Origin of the sequence: Sphingomonas sp. Sph1(2015) (genome assembly GCF_001970915.1) — a bacterium.
GTDB classification, from domain to species: Bacteria; Pseudomonadota; Alphaproteobacteria; order Sphingomonadales; family Sphingomonadaceae; genus Sphingomonas; species Sphingomonas parapaucimobilis.
On record NZ_MQUI01000001.1, the window covers coordinates 1 to 13,010 of the forward strand.

The 13,010-nt window shown below is 66.4% G+C and carries 13 protein-coding genes and 1 pseudogene; 3 read left to right on the forward strand and 11 right to left on the reverse strand.

The features are described 5' to 3' along the window. Positions 1–238 (forward strand): annotated as a pseudogene (locus BSZ14_RS19525) (hypothetical protein); the annotation flags it as partial. 363 nt (positions 239–601) lie between these two features. Here the strand turns inward: BSZ14_RS19525 and BSZ14_RS00010 are convergent. The 3 genes from BSZ14_RS00010 to BSZ14_RS00020 form a co-directional block, all read right to left on the reverse strand. Further along, on the reverse strand, positions 602–2,476 hold the full coding sequence (locus BSZ14_RS00010; protein WP_076709053.1) for a M2 family metallopeptidase: 1,875 nt from the start codon (positions 2,474–2,476) through the stop codon (positions 602–604). Positions 2,477–2,552: 76 nt separating this feature from the next. Next, a complete protein-coding gene (locus tag BSZ14_RS00015; protein WP_076709055.1) occupies positions 2,553–3,314 on the reverse strand; it encodes an alpha/beta fold hydrolase in 762 nt (253 codons plus the stop codon). 180 nt (positions 3,315–3,494) lie between these two features. Continuing rightward, a complete protein-coding gene (locus tag BSZ14_RS00020) occupies positions 3,495–4,274 on the reverse strand; it encodes a helix-turn-helix domain-containing protein (RefSeq protein ID WP_076709057.1) in 780 nt (259 codons plus the stop codon). Positions 4,275–4,472: 198 nt separating this feature from the next. On the opposite strand from BSZ14_RS00020, the gene BSZ14_RS00025 reads away from it, so the two are divergent. Together BSZ14_RS00025 and BSZ14_RS00030 are read left to right on the forward strand one after the other, a co-directional pair. Beyond that, positions 4,473–5,006, forward strand: coding sequence for a hypothetical protein (locus BSZ14_RS00025; protein ID WP_158069146.1), 534 nt, complete (start codon positions 4,473–4,475; stop codon positions 5,004–5,006). Between the two features lie 105 nt (positions 5,007–5,111). Next, positions 5,112–5,756 (forward strand): YitT family protein, encoded by a 645-nt coding sequence (locus BSZ14_RS00030; protein ID WP_042482970.1) that lies wholly within the window; start codon positions 5,112–5,114, stop codon positions 5,754–5,756. Positions 5,757–5,891: 135 nt separating this feature from the next. Here BSZ14_RS00030 and BSZ14_RS00035 read toward each other — a convergent pair whose 3' ends face one another. The 8 genes from BSZ14_RS00035 to BSZ14_RS00065 all read right to left on the reverse strand — a co-directional run bounded on the left by BSZ14_RS00035 (position 5,892) and on the right by BSZ14_RS00065 (position 12,946). Beyond that, positions 5,892–6,920 (reverse strand): aspartate-semialdehyde dehydrogenase, encoded by a 1,029-nt coding sequence (locus tag BSZ14_RS00035; RefSeq protein WP_042482973.1) that lies wholly within the window; start codon positions 6,918–6,920, stop codon positions 5,892–5,894. A 132-nt stretch (positions 6,921–7,052) separates the two neighbouring features. Next, a complete protein-coding gene (gene lysA / locus BSZ14_RS00040; RefSeq protein ID WP_076709059.1) occupies positions 7,053–8,339 on the reverse strand; it encodes a diaminopimelate decarboxylase in 1,287 nt (428 codons plus the stop codon). After that, complete coding sequence (locus BSZ14_RS00045; protein WP_042482980.1) at positions 8,336–8,584, reverse strand: hypothetical protein; 249 nt, start codon at positions 8,582–8,584, stop codon at positions 8,336–8,338. Before BSZ14_RS00045 ends, lysA begins: the two co-directional genes overlap by 4 nt. Next, positions 8,581–8,991 carry a hypothetical protein gene (locus BSZ14_RS00050; protein ID WP_052811364.1) on the reverse strand — a complete coding sequence of 137 codons (411 nt, stop codon included), beginning with the start codon at positions 8,989–8,991 and terminating at the stop codon, positions 8,581–8,583. Before BSZ14_RS00050 ends, BSZ14_RS00045 begins: the two co-directional genes overlap by 4 nt. A 14-nt stretch (positions 8,992–9,005) precedes the next feature. Further along, entirely contained in the window at positions 9,006–9,269 is a 264-nt protein-coding gene (locus BSZ14_RS00055; protein ID WP_076709062.1) for a hypothetical protein, read from the reverse strand. A 118-nt stretch (positions 9,270–9,387) separates the two neighbouring features. Then, positions 9,388–9,639 carry a hypothetical protein gene (locus BSZ14_RS19170; protein ID WP_139330236.1) on the reverse strand — a complete coding sequence of 84 codons (252 nt, stop codon included), beginning with the start codon at positions 9,637–9,639 and terminating at the stop codon, positions 9,388–9,390. A gap of 187 nt (positions 9,640–9,826) precedes the next feature. After that, entirely contained in the window at positions 9,827–10,543 is a 717-nt protein-coding gene (locus tag BSZ14_RS00060) for an MgtC/SapB family protein (protein ID WP_076709313.1), read from the reverse strand. 147 nt (positions 10,544–10,690) lie between these two features. Beyond that, a complete protein-coding gene (locus tag BSZ14_RS00065) occupies positions 10,691–12,946 on the reverse strand; it encodes a S9 family peptidase (protein ID WP_076709064.1) in 2,256 nt (751 codons plus the stop codon). Positions 12,947–13,010 lie beyond the last annotated feature (64 nt).

The following is a 13,010-nucleotide window of genomic DNA, read 5'->3' on the forward strand; positions in this document are numbered from 1 at the left end:
CAAGCCCCGCTCTACCAAGCGCACCGCGCCCCGCAAGGCGCCCCCGCGCAAACCCGCCGCTATCAAGCCTGCCCCCGCGCCTGCCCTGGGCAAGCACGGGTTGGACCGGGTCGGCGGCAAATGGGGCGTGGCCTCGATCCTCGGGAGCCTTGCGGCGGCGGCAGGGCTGACCGCGGCACTGCTGTCGCTCAAGGGGAGCAGCGCAAAGCGGGACGGCGACGAGGACGACCGGGACTGATCCCCGGCTCCGTTCAGCCTGAGCGAAGTCGAAGGCTAAGGGAAAACCTGTCCCCTTGGCCTATGTCCGGGCATGGGCTTCGACTTCGCTCAGCCTGAACGGCGGTTGGGATTTTGGTCCGGCGGGAGAAAGTCCCGAATTCCTCCCCTGCAAGGAGAGGTGGCGGCCCGAAGGGCTGACGGAGGGGTGTCACCGCTGGCGACCCCTGCCCCTCCACCACCGCTGCGCGGCGGTCCCCCTCCCCAAGCAAGCTTGGGGAGGATTTACGAAGGCCCGCCCCATTCCTGCCCATCTCTGATGGGGACGGGGACCGCGCGCGTCAGCGCGTGGTGGAGGGGCAGACAACGTCGGTGCGGAAAACCATCACCAACCCTGCGGCTTGCCCGTGTTCTGCTGGTCCAGCCAGGTCTTCAACGGCGCGAAATACTCGACCAGCGCCTTGCCCGACATCTCGCGGCTGCCGGTGAACACCTGAAGCGCATCAGGCCACGGCTTGGACTGGCCCATCGCCAGCATCGCGTTCAGCTTCTTGCCGACCTCCTTGTTGCCATAGAAGGAACAGCGATGCAGCGGCCCCTTCCATCCGGCCTGCTGGCACGCCGCCTTGTAGAACTGGAACTGCAACACCCGCGCCAGGAAGTAACGCGCATAGGGCACGCCCGCCGGGATGTGGTACTTGGCGCCCGGATCGAACTTCGTCTCGTCGCGCGCGACCGGCGGCACCACGCCCTGATATTTCAGGCGCAGCGCGTCCCATCCCGCCTGATACTGACTGGCCGGGATCTGGCCCGAGAACACGCCCCAGCGCCACTTGTCGATCAGCAGGCCGAAGGGCAGGAACGCCACCTTGTCCATCGCCTGGCGCAGCAACAGGCCGATATCCTTGTCCGCACTCGGCACCTTGGCCGGATCGAGCAGCCCGATCTTCACCAAATAATCGGGCGTGATCGACAGGGCGACAGTGTCGCCGATCGCCTCGTGGAAACCGTCATTCGCGCCGTTCTTGTAGAGAAAGGGCTGCCCCTTGTACGCGCGCTGGTAATAGTTGTGGCCGAGTTCGTGGTGGATCGTCACGAAGTCGTCGGCATTCACCTTCGTGCACATCTTGATCCGGATATCGTCCAGATTGTCGATGTCCCAGGCCGAGGCGTGGCAGATGACCTCGCGGTCGGCGGGCTTCACGATCTGCGAACGCTGCCAGAAACTCTGCGGCAGGGGCGCGAAGCCCAGCGAGGAATAGAAGCCCTCGCCCGCCTTGACCATCTTGATCGGGTCATAGCCCTTGGCCTTGAGCAGATCGCCGGTGTCGAAGCCGACATCGCCGGCACCCTTGGGCGCGACCAGGTCGTAGATATTGCCCCATTCCTGCGCCCACATATTGCCAAGCAGGTCGGCGCGGATCGGGCCGGTCCTGGCCTGCACCGCATCGCCGTATTTTTCGTTCAGCTTCCAACGGACATAGGTGTGCAGCGCCTTGTAGAGCGGCTCCAGCTCGCCCCAGATCTTGTCGGTCAGTTGCGCGAACTGCTCCGGCGACATGTCATAGCCCGAGCGCCACAGCGCGCCCGCATCGGCATAGCCCAGTTCCCTGGCCCCCTGGTTGGCGAGCCCGGTCATCTGCGCATAGTCGGCGCGCATCGGGGCGCCGACATTGTCGTGCCAGCTGACCCACATCTCCTTCAGCTTCGCGGGATCGCGCTCGCTGCCCATAGCGGCCTCGATGTCCGATCCGTTGATCGGCTGGCCGTTCAGCAGCCCCTTGCCCTTGCCATAGGAGGAGGACATGCGCGTCGTCAGCATCGACAGCTGCGCCGAGGCCCCCGGTGTGGTCGGCGCGGGCAAGGTGATCCCGCCGCGCAGCAGGTCCAGCTTGCGCTTGGTGTCATAGGACAGGCCCGGCAGCGCCTGATAGCGCGCCGCGCCCAGGCCGTAGCGGACGGCGAGATCGGTCATCTCCGCGCCCGACGCGGCGGCGAGCGCATCGGTGTCGTCGGTGATATAGGTCGCATTGACCCAGGCGACCTGCTGCGCACCGACCGACTTTTCGGCCAGCGTCTTCTCCGCCTCGGCGACAAAGGCATCCGCCCCGGCGACGGTCGCGGGCGGCTGGGTCGCTGGCGTGGCAGGCGCGGCAGGCGCGGCAGGCGCGGCAGGCGCGGCAGGCGCGGAAGTTTGGGCCTGTGCGGCACCGGCGAACAGGAAGGCGAGTACGGTGCCGGAAACGGCGGAACGGATCATGCTATCCCCCTAACATTCTGAAACGCCCTCGAAACGGGGCGGATGGCGCGCAGTTGCGCGGCTTTGGCCGCCGCCGTCAAGCGGTGAGGAACTGCGCGATCGCCGCGCCCAGCTCGGGCTTTGTCACCGAGGCCATGTGGTTGCCCGGAATCTCGACATAGCGCCCGCGCGGCAAGGCCTCGGCCAGCTCGACCGCTGCGCCGTTGTCGAAATCGTCGACGCCCGCCACGACCAGGGTCGGCAGGTCGAAGACCTCGATTGCCGAGAGAGGCGTGTCGGCAAAGGTCTGGAGGATATGAAGCAGCGCCACCGGATCGCCACCGGTGGTCTTCAGGAACGCCTCGGCCATCCATTCGGGGGTGCCGCGCCGATGCTCGCCCAGCCGGGTCAGGATATTGGTGAAGTGCGCGACCCGGCGGTCGGTGTGGAGCAGCCCCTCCAGCCCCATGCCCGCAAAGATCGCCTTGCCCGGCTCCGCGCCGGTCGCCAGCATCCGGCTGACCGTCCGGGCACCCAGCGAATAGCCGCCCAGATCATAATCGGTCAGCCCCAGATGCTCGACCAGCGCATGGCCGTCGCGGGTCAGCGCGTCCTTGGGATAGGCGGCGGGGTCGTGCGGCTTCCCGCTTTCGCCGTGCGCACGCAGGTCGGGCATGATCACCCGGAAGCCCTTGGCGGCAATGGCGGCGGCATGGCCGTAGCGGATCCAATTGGTATAGGCGTCGGAGAAATAGCCATGGATCAGCACCACGGGCCGCCCCTCCCCCATCTCGCGCCATGCGATCGGGGTGCCGTCGAAGCTGTCGAAGAAGCGGGTTTCGGGGGCGGTGTCGGCCAAGGGTTCGGTCTCCGGCGATGAAGCTGTACGAGGACCTACTAATCTGGTCGGCCGAAATGTGCACGTGGTCATCCAGACGACCGCTCGCACTGAGCGAAGTCGAAGTGCATGTATCGACTTTTTCTCACGCGATCATCGCGTGGCCTTCGACTTCGCTCAGGCTGAACGGTCGATGGAACGTCAGCCGACATAAATCCCGGCGACCCGCCACTCGCCATTCTCCCGCTCCAGCGTCACCGTCTCGACGATCGCCGCCGATGTCCCGAACCGCGTGTTGAACCGCACCATCCGATAACCGGCGGGCGGCGCGGGGATGTCGTCCTGGCTCAGGAAGGTTCGCGACGCCATTTTCCCCAGGGGTGCCCGTGCCTTCTCCGACGTAGTTGCCCAGACCTGTTCGGTATTGAGCGTGCGGAAGCTGGCTGTGGTCAGGCGATAGCTGTCGGCCCAGCGGCCCTGGTCGATCATTTGCACGAAACGCTGCGCCACCTCGACCGCCCCCGGATCGGTCGCAGCGTTCGAAGTTGGGGCCGCCTGGGGCGGGGCGGAGGCCATGTGGGTCAGGCCGCCAAGGGCCAGCAGGCTGAAGGCAAGGGTCATGAGCGTCGCTCCGATGATGATCCGGGCACGGCGGCTGCCGGCCTCCACGCCGACGATCGGCGCCGGTTCGTCATCGGCCACCGAGGCCACAGAATCTTCCCCGATCCTCATGTCCCCCACATATTCGGGGGTGGGCAGCGATGTGTCGCCCTCGACCTCCAGCAGCTTCCGCGCCGCCTCACGGCTGCTCGACACGGCCAGCTTGCGGCGGGCGTCGCGCAGGCGTTCGTTGATGGTGTGGACCGACAGGTTCAGCTCGCGCGCGATCGACTTGGCGTCATGCCCCCGGACGATCAGCCGCAGCGTCTGCTTTTCCCGGTCGGTCAGCGCGCCGATACCCGCTTTGGCCTGCATGGTCATGGCGTCGACTATGCCGGAGCCGGGCCTGCCGACCACCCTCAAAAAATTGTACCTTGACCCTGTCCGTGCGGGCCGAGCGAGCGGCTTGAGTCCCATTCCAAGCGGCCCGTCACAAAATGGCGGGAATCCGCGCTTTTTTATGATTCGCAGCGAGTCGCACTCATGGACAAAAGGGGTACAAGCCGTTAGCCGCCGCCCATGGCAGCATCCCTATTCCTTCTCCTCGCGGTGATCCTGGCGTTCGCCGGTGGAGGAGGCCCGTGGATGCTGATCGCATGCGTAGCGACAGCGACGGCGGCGGGGACGCGGCTGCCCGATCTCGATACCCCGCTCCAGCTCCAGCATCGCAGCGCGCTGGTACACAGCGTCCTGCCCTTCTATGTCGCGACGCTCGACCTGCGGACATGGCCGGTCGCAGCGGGGCTGGGGTTCGGCGTGGGCTTTCACCTGGCGGCGGATCTGTTTCCCGGCACGATGCGCGGCTTTGCGACGATCAAGATCCCGCTGATCGGGTCGATCGGGGCTTTCCCATCCTATTTATGGATCGCGGTCAACGCGGCGGCGAACATGGTCGGCGCGTTCGTCATCCTGGAATGGATCGCCGCCGACCGGGTGGCCGCCTGCGCGCTTGCCGCGACGGGGGTATTGGGGGCCAGCTATCTGCTGCGGACCAAGGGCGGCTTCTATGCACTGGTGGTGATGATCGCGCTGGGCTGGCTGATCCTGGGCTGAGCCAGGCAATTGGCGTTTCGCCGCGATTGCAGTATGGGACGGCTCTCTGCCGCCAAGAAGCAGGCCAATCGGGAGCGGATGCCGGACCCTTGATCCGGACCCTCGATGACCGCAGCGACCGCCTCTTCTGCCGAAACCCTGCCGCCCAGCCCGATCGGGCGGCCGCACAGCCTGCTCGAAGACGCCTATGCGATCTTCATCGGCGTGACGCTGCTCGTCGTCGGGCTGATGTTCCTGAAGGCGGCGGGGCTGGTGACGGGCGGGATCGCGGGCGTCGCGCTGCTGCTGTCCTATCTGCTGCCGCTGCCGGCGGGCGTGCTGTTCACGCTGGTCAACATCCCCTTCTTCCTGTTCGCCCACAAGGTGATGGGCGCGCGGTTCGCGGTGAAGACGGTGCTGGTCAATCTCGGCATCGGCGTCGCCTCGGCGATCACGCGGGTGTCGGTCCATGTCGACGGGGTACATCCGGCCTTTGCCGCGCTGGTCGGCGGCACGGTGATCGGCATGGGCATATTGTCGCTCGCCCGGCATCAGGCCGGGGTCGGCGGAACCGGGGTCATTACCATCTGGCTCTATCGCAAGCGCGGGTGGAACATGGGGCTGACCCAGGTCGCGCTCGACGTTTTCATCCTGGCGATGGCGATCCCGGTGGTCTCGGGGGTGCAGATGATCTGGTCGGCGATCAGCGCGGCCGCGATCAGCCTGATCCTGTTCGCCTGGCACCGTCCGGGATTGTATATGGGGCGGTAACCCCTTTTCCTCCCCTTGCAGGGGAGGTGGCAGGCCGTCAGGCCTGACGGAGGGGTGTCGCCCTCTCGATAGCGGGACACCCCTCCACCAGCTTCGCTGGTCCTCCTCCCCTTGCAGGGGAGGAATTAGATGGGCTCAGTCGCCCTTCTTCAGGTGGCGACGGCCGAGCAGCTCGGCGATCTGCACGGCGTTCAGCGCCGCACCTTTCCGCAGATTGTCCGACACGCACCACAGCGACAGGCCGTTATCGACCGTCGAGTCCTCACGCACGCGGCTGATGAAGGTCGCATAGTCGCCGACGCACTCGACCGGGGTGACGTATCCACCGTCCTCACGCTTGTCGATCAGCATGACGCCGGGGGCCTCGCGCAGGATATCCTGGGCTTCCTGGGCCGAGATCTCGTTCTCGAACTCGATATTCAGCGCCTCGGAATGGCCGACGAACACCGGCACGCGCACACAGGTCGCCGTCACCTTGATCTTGGGATCGAGGATCTTCTTGGTCTCGGCGACCATCTTCCACTCTTCCTTGGTCGAACCGTCGTCCAGGAAGCTGTCGATGTGCGGGATCACGTTGAAGGCGATCTGCTTGGTGAACTTCTTGGGCTCGGCGGGGTCGCCGACGAAGATATTGCGGCTCTGTTCGAACAGCTCGTCCATGCCCGCCTTGCCCGCGCCCGACACCGACTGATAGGTCGCGACGACGACACGCTTGATCGTCGCCTTGTCATGCAGGGGCTTCAGCGCAACGACCATCTGCGCGGTCGAGCAATTGGGGTTGGCGATGATGTTCTTCGCCTTGTAGCCGTCGATCGCGTCGGGGTTCACCTCCGGCACGATCAGCGGAACGTCCGGGTCCATGCGATAGAGCGACGAATTGTCGATCACGACGCAACCGGCGGCCGCGAATTTGGGCGCGTATACCTTGGTCGCGTCCGATCCGATGGCGAACAACGCCATGTCCCAGCCGGTCGGATCGAAATGCTCGATATTCTTGATGGTGAGCATCTTGCCCGTCTCACCATATTCGATCTGGTCGCCCTGGCTGCGCGACGAGGCGACGACCGCCAGCTCGTCGATCGGGAATTCCCGCTCCGCCAGAATGTTGATCATTTCCCGGCCGACATTGCCCGTCGCCCCGGCGACCACCACGCGATAACCCATTATATCCTCCACTCGGAAGCGTGAGCCGGTAGCGTCATTGCGCGGACACGTCCACCAACTTTGCGAAAAGTGCGCGTTTCGCCGGGACAAGCGGGAGTTTAACGCACCCCCGGCCGCCCCTCGGGTCGCCCCTCAGGCCGCATGGCCAAGCCTACGGGCTTCCAGCCAGTCGGGCATGCTCTGAGGACGGATGGCCGCCGCATCGATCCTCGGCGCGATGACGGCAAAGCGATCGCCCTCGACCATGACCTCGGCCGCCAGTGCCCGGCTGTTGTAGCAGGAGGCCATGGAGGCGCCATAGGCTCCGGCGTCGCGCAGGACGGCCAGGTCGCCTTCCCTCACCCGGTCGATCAACCGGCCCTTGGCGAAGCGGTCGCTGCTCTCGCAGACGGGGCCGACGACATGCGCGCGCATCGTCGCGCCGTTCGGGGCGACCGCCGCGAATTCATGCCACGCGTCGTAGAGCGCGGGCCGGGCCAGATCGTTCATGCCCGCATCGATGACGACGAACGGGCATTCCTCGCCCGGCTTGACCCAGAGCACGCGGGTCAGCAGCACCCCGGCATGGGCCGCGATATAGCGCCCCGGCTCGAACATCAGGGTCACGTCCCAATCATGCGTGACCCGCGCGACCATCTCCCCATAAGCGGCGACGTCGCCGTCCGGACCGTCATGATAATCGACGCCCAGGCCACCGCCCAGATCGACATGGGTGATGACATGCCCCCGCGCCCGCAGCGCCGCGACCAGCTCGCCGATCCGACGACAGGCCGTCTCCAGCGGCTTCAGGTCCATGATCTGGCTGCCGATATGGACCGCCACGCCGTGCAGCGTCAGGCCGGGACGCCTGGCCAGTCGGTCGAAGATGCCGATCGCATCCTTGAAGGCGACGCCGAACTTGCTGTCGCCGGTGCCCGTCGTGATCTTGGCATGGGTCCCCCCATCGACATCGGGATTGACCCGCAGCATCGCGGTTGCCTCGACGCCCATCCGAACGGCGGTCGCCGCCAGCACGTCTCCTTCGCGCTCGCTCTCCAGATTGACGTGCCCGACCCCGGCATGCAGCGCCTGGGCGAGTTCCTCCGGGGTCTTGCCCACGCCCGAATAGACGATATCCCCCGCCGCCATGCCCGCCGCCAGCGCGGCGGTCAGCTCGCCCCCCGATACGATATCGGCGCCGAACCCCTCGCCGCGCAGGACCGACAGCACGGCCAGCGACGGATTGGCCTTCACAGCAAAGGCGAGCGACTTGCGCGGGATCGGAGCCAGCGCTTCGCGGAACCGCCGGGCGGCGGCGCGCAAGGCACCCGCCGAATAGACATAGGTCGGCGTGCCCACCGTCTGCGCGATGCGGCCGAGCGCTACGCCCTCGGCATGGAGCGCGCCGCCCCGCAGCACAAAGCCCGTATCCCGGCTCATGACCGCCGCCCCCGACGGATACGCGCGGCATGAATGGCCTCGGCGGTGTAATAATGCCCGCGTCGTTCGGCCCGGAGCGCCTGGATCATATGCTTGCCGTTCAGCATCAGTACCACGCCGCCCAGCGCCACGAAGAACCAGAACAGCGCCAGCAGCGATTCCGATGGTCCGCTCAACGTCGCCGCGACCGCGCCCAGCGTCATCAGACCGCCCAGCGACCGCCATGCCATGTCCCGCCCGCTCATGCCGCCATCTCCCCTACCGGATCGCCGATCACGCAGGCTGCAGCGGCGCGCATCTGCGTGCCGCACCGATGACAGACCAGGATGTCCGCAGGAAAGTCACGCTCCTCGGCCAGCGCGTCGGCCGCATCGCCGGCTTCGAACACCAGCCCCATCGCGGCGTGGCGATGACGCTTCGCCGCCGCCCGCGCGCGTCCGACCATCGCGGGCGAGCCACCAAGGCCGCGTCCTTCGATCGCGGTGAAGCCCATCGTCCGCGCCTGTTCGGCGACCGCGATCAGGAAGCCGCCCGCGCCGCAATCGGCGTCTACGATCCGAACTGCGCAGCGATGCCGCTCGCGCAGGGAACCCAGCGCCGCCTCGATAGCGGGCCAGCGGGGGTCGTGCCGATATTTGCTGTCGATCTGCATGGTCACCCCCTCCCTTACGCCGCACGCGACAGCATGGGGGCGTCGGCCGCCACCGGGTCGAACGACACCAGCGGGGTCAGCGCGGCTTGCGCGACCGCGACGCTGGCATGGTAGATTTCGGCTTCCTCGACCGCATAGCGCATGGCCGCGCCACGCGAGATGAAGCGCCCCTCCAGCTGGCCTGCGCTATCCTGGACCAGCCAGTGACCCGCATGGTCCTGGCCGACATAGATCAGCCGCGCCTGGCGGTCGGGTTCGATAGGGAAATCGGTACACATGGATACTGGAAACCTCTGCCGATCGGGCGTTCGATCGCCCGCCCGGATCAGCTACGCCTCGCCCCATAGGGTTTCGAGGCTGAATTGCCGCTATCGCATAGCGCGCGCATAGTGTCGGTCATATCCGCCGCCAGCGGGCGCTGACCTGCACCTCGTCGAACAGATGCTCGCCCATGATCGCCAGCGCGCTCCCCAGGCTGGCGAAGAGGAACCCAGCGGTCGCCAGCGCATAGCCCGCCAGCCCGGCATGGCCGCCATGCCCCGCCATGGCCATCAGATACACGATCATTCGCCAGGCAAGGACGCAAAGTCCGACGCCCAGCAATCGCAGCGCCAATCCCTGCCGCCAAGTCATGGTCCGACCCGCCATACCGCCTCCTCGATAGGTTCAGCGGCTATTACCGGCGGCCATAGCAATGCGAGAGCGATTCCCCGGTTTCGCATAGTGTCGGCATAGGGGCTGCGATGCGATGGTCCCGGCTGATCGACGTCCGGGACCGCGCGCTTATTCCCAACCGTGGATCGAGAAAGCCCGGATTGGAAAGATCAAGCACGCGTCAGTCGTGCGTGCTGGCGGCCCAGGTGGCATGCGCGATGCCGTGGACGGACTGGAAATGGTCGGTGATCCGGTCGAGCTCGCCCGCCTCGACGATGGTGCTGGTCAGGGTGGCGGCGACGGTCACCTGATCCTCGCCCAATTCCTCGGTATCGAGTTCGGCCACCGGCAGCCCGGCACGCTCCAGATGCTCGACCAGCATGTCGCCGACCGGCCCGGCCTGCGCGGCGCTGGTGGTCAGGCTGACCGAATAGGTCGCCTCGACATGGCGTCCCTCGACCGGAATACGGTTGATCGCGTCGACCAGCGGGCGCAGCGCGGTGTTGGCGAGCAGCACCACGCCGGTCAGCAGCACCGCCTCGGCCACCATGTCGCTGCCCGCGATCGAGCCGACCGCCGCCGAGCACCAGAGGGTCGCCGCGGTGTTCAGCCCGCGGACGTTCATCCCCTCCTTCATGATGACGCCCGCGCCCAGGAAGCCGATGCCGGAGACGACATAGGCGATGATGCGGATCGACTCGACATCGCCGCCCAGCCGCTGACCGAGATCGACGAACGCGGCCGCGCCGATCGCGACCAGGGCGTTGGTGCGCAGTCCCGCCGTGCGCTGGCGATATTGCCGCTCCGCCCCGATCACGGTGCCGAGGACGAAGGCGGTCAGATAGCTGACCAGCGTGTCGAGGAACGGCCAGAGGTGGAAAGTCTTCAGGAATGCCATGTGCATGTCCATAGATCCTCCCCGTTACGGGGAGGTGGCAGCGCGTAAGCGCTGACGGAGGGGGCGTGCCGCGCAGGTCCACCTTTGTGGCACGCCCCCTCCACCATGCTCCGCATGGTCCCCCTCCCCGTGCCGGGGAGGATTGGGTTACTTCGCCTTCTTGTCCTTCACCGTGCGATCCAGGAAGTTCAGGATCGTATGCCACAGATGCTCGGACACGCCCGGCCCGCCGACGCGGTGGGTCTGGCCCGGATAGAGCATCATCTCGAACGGCGTATCGGTCTTCTGCATCTCGGCGGCGAAGGCCGTCGCATTGTCGAGGAAGACGTTGTCGTCCGCCATGCCGTGGATCAGCATCAGCGGATCGCGGATCTTCGCCGCATCGGTGATCGCCTGCGACGTCGCATAGCTTTGCGGATCGGTACGCGGATCGCCCAGGTAGCGCTCGGTGTAATGCGTATCATAGAGCTGCCAGTCGGTGACCGGCGCACCTGATACGGCCGCCGCATAGACGCCCGGCGTCTTCTCGAGCATCTTGATCGACATATAGCCGCCATAAGACCAGCCATAGGTCGCGATCCGGCCTGCATCGACGAAGGGCAGTGTCTTCAGATAATTCGCCCCCGCCAGCTGATCGGCGACCTCGACCGTGCCCATCGCGTGGTAGATGGCGTCCTCGAACGCCTTGCCGCGATTATATGAGCCGCGATTGTCGATCTGGAAGAAGATCCAGCCCTGATCGACCAGATATTGCGGCAGCGCCCCCTGCCAGCCGCGCGTGACCTGCTGGCCGGTGCCGGGGCCGCCATAATGCTGGAAGAAGACGGGGTAGCGCTTGCCCGGCTCCAGCTTGGGGGTGATCATCTCCCAATAGAGCGTCGTGCCGTCATCGGCCTTGATCGTGCCGAACTTGGTCTCGCGATGGCTGGCGAGATAGGGCGCGTAAGGGTGCCCCGCGACGATCGCATTCTCGTTGATCCAGCTCAGCCGCTTGCCGGTCGTGTCGGCCAGATAGACCTGGGTCGGCTGGCTCGGGCTGGAGCGCGAGACGATGAAGCGGCTGGCCGATGAGTCCATCGTCGCGCTGTTGGTATAGCCGCGTTCGGTCAGGCGGGTGATGACGTTCGGATGGGCGATGTCGACGGCATAGAGATGCTGCTCGAGCACATCGTCCTTCAGGCCGGTGAAGTACAACCGTCCCTTCGCTTCGTCGACGCCGACCAGATTGGTGACGACCCACGGCCCCTTGGTCAGTTGCGTCCACTGGCCGTTGGCAAAGCGATAGAGATGGCCATAGCCGTCGCGCTCCGACCGCCAGATCAGGCTGCCGTCCTTCATCGGGCGATAGGCGTCGGACAGGTTCAGCCAGCTGCGATCACCCGAACGCTCGGTGAAGAGGACCGTCGACTTTCCCGTCCGGGGATCGACACGCAGCATGTCGAGCGTCTTCTGGTCGCGGCTCTCGCGCTGGACCAGCATCGCCGAGCCGTCCGGGGTCCAGTCGACCCGCGCGAGATAGATGTCCGGGTTGCTGCCCAGGTCCACCTTTACCCGGCCCGATCCGTCGGCCTTCATGACATACAGGTCGACCAACGCATTGGGCGTGCCCGCCGCCGGATAGCGCTGTTCATAGACCTTGGTGCCCGCCGCGCCGATGGCGGCACGAACCGCGACCTTGACCGGCGCGTCGTCGAACCGCTCGACCGCGATATAGCGTTCGTCGGGGCTCCACCAATAGCCGGTGAAGCGGTGCATTTCCTCCTGCGCGACGAATTCCGCCTCGCCGAAATGGACGGTGCCGCCGCCCTCCGTGGTCAAGGCGCGCGCCTCGCCGCCACCCAGGGGCATGGCCCACAAATTCTGGTCTCGCACGAAGCTGACATACCCCCCCTTGGGGCTGACGATCGGGTTCAGCTCGCCGCCCGGCGTGTTGGTCAGGCGACGGACCGTGCCGTCCAGCCCCGCAAGATACAGGTCGCCGTCCAGCGGCACCAGGATCGACTTGCCGTCGGGTGCCCAGTCATAGGCGACGATCCCCTTCGACCCGCCGATCCGCGCCCGCTCGCGCTGCATCTTCTCGGCCTCGGACAGTTCGGCGCCCGAGCCGACCTTCTTGGAATCGACCAGCATCCGCTCTTCGCCGGTGCGGGTGTCGCGCGCCCAGAGGTCGAGCCGCTCCCGCTCGTCGGCGCGCGGGCGCAGCGAGGTCAGCAGCGTGCCGTCGGGCGACAGGCGCAGCCCGCGCGGCTGCGATCCCGACAGGTCCGGGCTGCCGAAGACGCGGTCGAGAGTCAGTTCGCCCTGCTTGGCGGGCACGTCAGCGGCCATCGCCGGCGCCCCCGACCCCATGGCGATCGACGCCCCTACCGACGCCAGCGCCAGACCCAGCACCCATTTGCGCATTCATACCACTCCACACCTTGTCGTTGCCGGGTCCCGGCCCGGCCATGGCGGGCGTTATCGCGAG